This is a genomic window from Shewanella sp. 10N.286.45.A1, assembly GCF_041470405.1.
Classification (GTDB): domain Bacteria; phylum Pseudomonadota; class Gammaproteobacteria; order Enterobacterales; family Shewanellaceae; genus Shewanella.
The window spans coordinates 1-6,379 of sequence record NZ_JBFRMK010000085.1 but is presented as its reverse complement, the minus strand read 5'-3'; the positions used below and the strand labels follow the sequence as shown (position 1 = coordinate 6,379).

Below are 6,379 nucleotides of genomic sequence, written 5' to 3'. Positions count from 1 at the left end.
GGGTTCGTTTCAATTCTTTTACTCTTTTATGACTAGAGTGCGTTACGAGCTTTTCGCTTAGTCAGCTAAGCTTTATCGCTCAAGCCTTGTACTAGAAGCATTACTCTTTACGGTAAAGAGCCGAACAAAAACTAAGCTCGAAAGGTCAACAGCCCCTAGTAATCATCGCCGTCAAAACAGTAACGATCTCGACCGGCTGATTTAGCACGATACAACATGCGATCAGCCGCCTTTATAAGCTGGTCTTGACTCATGCCTTGCTCCCATTGTGCTAAACCTTGAGATAATGTCACTTGATCCGATACATCTGAGCATGGGTGCAGTAGCTCAGCTTGTTGCAGTAACTCTTTGACTTTTTCAGAGACTCTAATTGCACCGTCAAGATTAGTATTGGGCAGGGCGATAACAAACTCTTCGCCGCCATAACGCGCGACTAAATCCCGCGGACGATTGACCGCAGAACTAATCACTTCCGCCACCTTGATCAAATACTCATCACCCGTTTGATGTCCTAACGTATCATTAAGGCGTTTAAAGAAATCGATATCAATCAGGATAATCGTTAGCGCATGATGATTCCTATCGGAAACGCGTACCTCTTGACTCAAAGTCTCATCAAAGTGCCGACGGTTGCTAATGTTAGTAAGCCCATCGATGAGTGCTAAACGTTTAAATTGCTTAACGAGTTTCTGCTTTTCAAAATCACGGATCACCGCCTTAATAAACCAGCCAGAAATAATTTTTTGCCCAGAGACTATTATTGCCAATACACAGGCGAATTTTGTTAGTGGATATACAGGAGATTCAGGAAACTCGTGTAATCGATAAAAACAGGAGAACAATAGAAAGGGTAAAATACCGATTAACATCACCTTTCGATTGGGAAACAAGGCAAACACGAACACCATCACGAGAATATCTGCCAGAGATTCTATACCTGGCAGAGGAGCTGATGATAACTGAATAAGCCCATAGAGCAGGTAACACCAAGCTAAAATAAGCAACATTAAAAAGAGCTGGCTTTGCTTGGGGGTTACGCTATCGATATGCCTTAATTTAATTGCGCCAAAGCCTATGAGAACTAACAAGGTCACTGGCGCTAGCTCAGGAAGAATATCTTTGAGATCATAGATATCATGGGCAAAATAATAGGTATTAAGTATCACTACCAGCACCAAAAACAGCGTCATATACATCGCCCAAAAGATCCCTGTCTGAAGGATTTTTTGAGTTTCAACTTTGAGCTGATGTTTATATTGGTTGCTGTTCAGACTAACACCCTAGTATTAATAGCGATTTTACTACTTCAATGTTAGTTGAGTTTTCCAATAAAAAAAAGCCAGTAAACACTGGCTCTTAAGAGATGAATAAGTCGAGCAAACAAAATACTAAGCGTTATGCTGCAACCGCTTCATCAACATTGTGGCGAATAAGGTAGTCAAACGCCCCCAGTGAAGCGGTAGCGCCACTGCCCATTGCAATGATAATTTGCTTATAAGCTGAGTTGGTCACATCACCTGCGGCAAAAACACCTGCTAGTGATGTTTCACCTTTAGCATCGACAATGATTTCGCCTCTAGCCGTCATATCAATTGTCTCTTTCAACCATTCAGAGTTCGGCACCAAACCTATCTGTACGAAAATGCCCGCCAGTTCAACGTGGTGTGACTCGCCTGTCGCTCTATTGGTGTAGTTAATGCCGTTGACTCGCCTGCCATCACCAGTCACTTCAGTGGTCATCGCCTGAGTGATGATTTCAATATTGCCCATTGATTTTGCTTTGCGCTGCAGCACGTCATCGGCACGCAAGGAACTATCAAATTCCAGTACTGTGACATGCTCAACGATGTTCGCAAGGTCAATTGCAGCTTCGATACCTGAGTTACCACCACCGATAACCGCCACACGTTTACCTTTAAACAGTGGACCGTCACAATGAGGGCAGTATGCAACACCACTGCCACGGTACTCTTGCTCACCTGGGACGTTCATTTCACGCCAGCGTGCACCGGTTGCTAGTAATATAGTTTTACTGCGCAGTACGGCGCCACTTTCAAGCGTGAGTTCAAACAGTTCACCTGACTTTAAGCTCAATGCGCGCTGACTATCCATAATATCTACATCATATTCGTGAACATGTGCTTCAAGATTTGCCACCAACTTAGGGCCCTCCGTCGCTTTAACAGAGATAAAGTTTTCGATACCTACCGTTTCAGCCACTTGACCACCAAACTTATCGGCAACAATGCCAGTACGTAGACCTTTACGAGCAGCGTAGATAGCTGCTGATGCACCAGCAGGACCACCACCGACGACTAAGACTTCGAATGGCTCTTTGTCATTAAGTTGCTCAGCTCTACGACCAGCAGCATTAACGTCTAGTTTGTTAAGGATCTCTGCAGTGCTAATTGCTCCCATAGAGAATTGCTCACCATTTAGAAATACCGAAGGAACCGCCATCACATTGCGTTCGCTGACTTCATCTTGGAACAAAGACCCATCAATCATCACGTTAGTAATATTGGGGTTGATTGCCGCCATCATATTTAACGCTTGCACGACTTCAGGACAGGTTTGGCAGCTAAGCGATACATAGGTTTCAAACTGATATTGACCCGGTAGATCGCGGATCTGCGCAATCACATCCGCATCGAGCTTGATTGGGTGTCCGCCGCTGTGCAGTAAAGCAAGAACCAAAGAGGTAAATTCATGGCCCATAGGTAAGCCAGCAAAAGTAATTTGACTACCAAGCTGTGGGTTTATCACTGCCATAGAGGGGGTACGTTTACCGACTTTCTCTGTAACTGAAACAAGTGTCGACAAGCTATCGATATCATTAGCCAGTGATTTAAGTTCTTGAGCTTTAGCGCTGTCATCAGTAGACACTACCAGCTCAACTGGCTGTTTAAGGTTCTGCAGATAGGTATTCAGTTGATTTTTTACGTTTGCATCTAACATGATGACTCCTAAATAGATAAAGCAATTCGGTTTAGTTAACTTACAGACAGCCGTGGCCGTAAGCCTGTGCTTAAGTCTTGAAAATAAAAATGAATCGAAAATAAAAAAGGCAAAGCGACTAACGTTAGATCAGTGAGGGTTGTTCAGCTTAGTATCAGGGGAGTACCAAGCTGAACGATGGAGATGTAACTCGATGGTGAATATCAAGTGTGATAACAAGAGATGGGGCTCGTTAGCACACTATCGTCCAACTGATCTTGAGCTATATCTTACCCACTAGGTCAATTGATGGCGCTAATGTTTCTTCACCTGGTTGCCATGCTGCAGGACAAACTTCACCGTCGTGAGTAGCAACATACTGAGCAGCTTGAATCTTACGTACTAGCTCAGATGCGCTACGACCAATACCTAGGTCATGTACTTCAGCCACTTTGATTTCGCCTTCTGGATTGATAACGAAAGTGCCGCGAAGTGCTAAGCCGTCTTCTTCAATCATCACACCAAAGTTACGTGTGATTACACCAGTTGGGTCACCAATCATTGGGTACTGGATTTTGTTAATCGTGTCAGAGCTTGCATGCCATGCTTTGTGAGTGAAGTGAGTGTCAGTTGATACTGAGTAAACTTCAACGCCCATAGATTGCAGCTTCTCGTAATGGTCAGCCATGTCGCCTAGCTCTGTTGGACAAACAAAAGTAAAGTCAGCTGGGTAGAAGAAGACGACTGACCACTTACCCAATAGGTCTTGCTCAGTTACTGGGTGGAAATCACCTTTATGAAAAGCTGTGGCTGAAAAAGGCTTGATAGTTGAGTTGATGATTGATTGATGCATGTGAAGCTCCGTTTTAATAATCTAAAATTTAAAAATAAGATGATGAGTCTTTATAATTCAACAAACTGAGATGAGTGATGATGAGTCTCTTTAAGCCAGTTCGTTTTCGATGTGAGAATAATAGAACAGCACGAAAAATTAAGATAACGGATAAAAGCTATTATCTTAATCTGTTTTTCCGAACTTAGGATGAGTGCTATGCTAGCCAAGTGGTATCGACTGTTCCACTGGAGCCATCTACAAGGAAGTATCAATCATGATTGCAAAATTTATTAACTGCCAGGTTATCCCCTCGCTCAAAAGCACCTTTAGCGAAGGGCAAGCTTGTTGGCAACGCACTGCAGAGTCCGACGGGTTTATAGCTCAAAGCGGTGGTTGGCAAAAGAACAGCGCCATAATCTTAGCTTTATGGGAATCAAAAAACGCCGCTGATCGGTTTATGAAGTTTGCTCACGATGCCATTGCAGAAGAAACCCAGCAACAGGGCAGCTATAGCAGTATTGAGGTTGACTACTTTACTCGGGTTTTAGAGGTTGCCGCTAACAACTGTCACGCCAAAGTAAATTCAGGCTTTACGAGTTGCAACGCCATAAAAGCACACGTCAATAGTGCGCAGTTTATACACATCTCTCGCGGCGAAGTATTAGCGAGCAACACAGCAGCCTTTATCGAACAGCAGAGTAAAACTTTGGCCTCTGCGATGACTGGTCCAACTGGCATGTTAACTGGTTTACTATTGCGCTCAAACAAACATCCACAGCAATTTATGCTCGTCAGCTATTGGCTGAATGAATTAAGCCACCAGCGCGCTCTGCACAATCAGCAGTATGCAATTACAGAGCAAAACCCAATGATAGCAAGCATTGTTGACTTTCAAATCAATATTGAGCCAAATTGGTTATGTTAAGGATGGCGAAACGGCACTAAATCAATAAGATCAGCCAAGATTTAACGGCGTTATTGCCACACATCAAATCGATTGAGCGAGCGGCCTAATTGAAAATCGAGCTTTTGTGACAAAGCTTGTGCCTGCTGCTTGAGCCCACTGGCACTGATATCTCGTTTAGCCTTACCCGCAATCACCACCCAGTTAGCGCTACCAGTCAGGCAAGCACGCACTTCAACAAAGTATTGCTCAAGGTATGCCAATAACTCACGATTTTTACTGTGCTCTTTCCAGCAGTTAAGTACCAAGTAGCCATCAGCTTTTATTAGCGCTGCACACTGAGCAATAAAATTTTCCGATACCTGCACCGCATCGACGCCTTCGGCGCTGTATATGTCAGTAAATATGATATCGACACGTTTATGATCGCCCGCAGCTAAAAACTGAGTCGCATCTTGATTAATCACTTTCAGTTTTTTGCTCATTGGCAATTGAAAGTAACGCTTAGCTATTTCAATAACATCAGCTCTCAGCTCAACGGCGGTCAACTTAATACCAGCATCGAAATGACGCAAAGCATGGATCAGTCCCCCGCCCCCTAAACCAAGTACGATGGCGCTTTTAGGTTGGCTGTATAGCAACACCAATAACATCGCTTGCACATAAGTGTGCTGCGGGATATGCGGCGCCGCTTTAAGTAGTTTGCTTTGCTCATCATTTTCAGCAAAGGCTAAAATTCTGCTCTCTTTATCGTCCAATACAATAAGTGGGCCGTATTGATCTTCAGTTTGATGTAGTACTTGGTGTTCTGACATGTGCTCTCCAGTAATAGCGCTAACTATTATGCGTTAAATTGAATAACAATTGAATGGGATGAAAACAGTCTAAAATTGCTCCCCAACGCTAGTTCCCCAGCCACTCGCACATAACACTATCCTTACCAATAAAACCATTGCCTAGTTGTTAATCCAAGACTAAACAGAATCATTATCAAAGCGGTACAAATAAGTAACTTACTCAGCAAAATATCAACCTAGTAATGAGAAGGCGATCGCAATTCAATTTGCGCTAATACTTACAATCAGCGTCCTGCTTAAATGATATAGAAAAATCTAAATATAACGATGAAAAACAAAATATCTGCGTTAGTACTAACCGGTTTATTGACCACTCAACTATCGGGTTGCATGGGACAAATGGGACTCAGTGCGATGGTGACCAAAGGTAATTTAAGTGCTGTTGATAACCGCTATGGCCGTGCTGGCTTATTTGTATTAATGAGCCCAATATATGGCCTAGCAGCGACTGCCGATCTGTTTATAGTCAATAGTGTTGAGTTTTGGACTGGCACTAACCCGGTGACAGGCCGATCTCCGGCTGTTGTCGATATGCCAGTAGAAGCAATATTCAAAGTCAATCAGCATTTAAACGGTGATTTGACTAAAGCACCACTGCCAGAAATTAAACTGACACAAGCGACCATTGAAGCAAAAGATGAAAATACTCTGTTGATGGTACTCACCTATGAAGATGGCAGCCAACAGTTGATGTCAGGACTCAAGCAAGACAAGCATGTCGACTTTTACTTAGATGATACCTTTATTGCACGAGTAGGTTTAGATGAGCTGGTAAAATATCAGCAGAGCTAATGAATCCCGCTAAAAATAAAAAAGGGTGATAAATATCTAATGCCGATCATTTAG

At 43.2% G+C, this 6,379-nt stretch carries 6 protein-coding genes; 2 read left to right on the top strand and 4 right to left on the bottom strand.

The features are described from left to right. Positions 1-155: 155 nt before the first annotated feature. The 3 genes from AB4238_RS07630 to ahpC all read right to left on the bottom strand — a co-directional run bounded on the left by AB4238_RS07630 (position 156) and on the right by ahpC (position 3,790). Positions 156-1,223: a GGDEF domain-containing protein gene (locus AB4238_RS07630; protein WP_372032615.1), complete on the bottom strand. Its 1,068-nt coding sequence runs from the start codon at positions 1,221-1,223 to the stop codon at positions 156-158. A 172-nt stretch (positions 1,224-1,395) separates the two neighbouring features. Next, entirely contained in the window at positions 1,396-2,958 is a 1,563-nt protein-coding gene (gene ahpF / locus AB4238_RS07625; RefSeq protein ID WP_372032613.1) for an alkyl hydroperoxide reductase subunit F, read from the bottom strand. A 262-nt stretch (positions 2,959-3,220) separates the two neighbouring features. Next, positions 3,221-3,790 carry an alkyl hydroperoxide reductase subunit C gene (ahpC, locus tag AB4238_RS07620; RefSeq protein WP_372032611.1) on the bottom strand — a complete coding sequence of 190 codons (570 nt, stop codon included), beginning with the start codon at positions 3,788-3,790 and terminating at the stop codon, positions 3,221-3,223. A 256-nt stretch (positions 3,791-4,046) separates the two neighbouring features. On the opposite strand from ahpC, the gene AB4238_RS07615 reads away from it, so the two are divergent. Then, the gene (locus AB4238_RS07615; RefSeq protein ID WP_372032610.1) at positions 4,047-4,697 is read left to right on the top strand and encodes a DUF4937 domain-containing protein; all 651 of its coding nucleotides are present in this window, start codon (positions 4,047-4,049) and stop codon (positions 4,695-4,697) included. 50 nt (positions 4,698-4,747) lie between these two features. On the opposite strand, the gene AB4238_RS07610 is transcribed toward AB4238_RS07615, so the two are convergent. Then, positions 4,748-5,491, bottom strand: a complete 744-nt coding sequence (locus tag AB4238_RS07610) for a spermidine synthase (protein WP_372032608.1) — start codon at positions 5,489-5,491, stop codon at positions 4,748-4,750. Positions 5,492-5,800: 309 nt separating this feature from the next. Here AB4238_RS07610 and AB4238_RS07605 point away from each other — a divergent pair, with 309 nt between their 5' ends. Next, the gene (locus AB4238_RS07605) at positions 5,801-6,325 is read left to right on the top strand and encodes a DUF3332 domain-containing protein (protein WP_372032606.1); all 525 of its coding nucleotides are present in this window, start codon (positions 5,801-5,803) and stop codon (positions 6,323-6,325) included. Positions 6,326-6,379 lie beyond the last annotated feature (54 nt).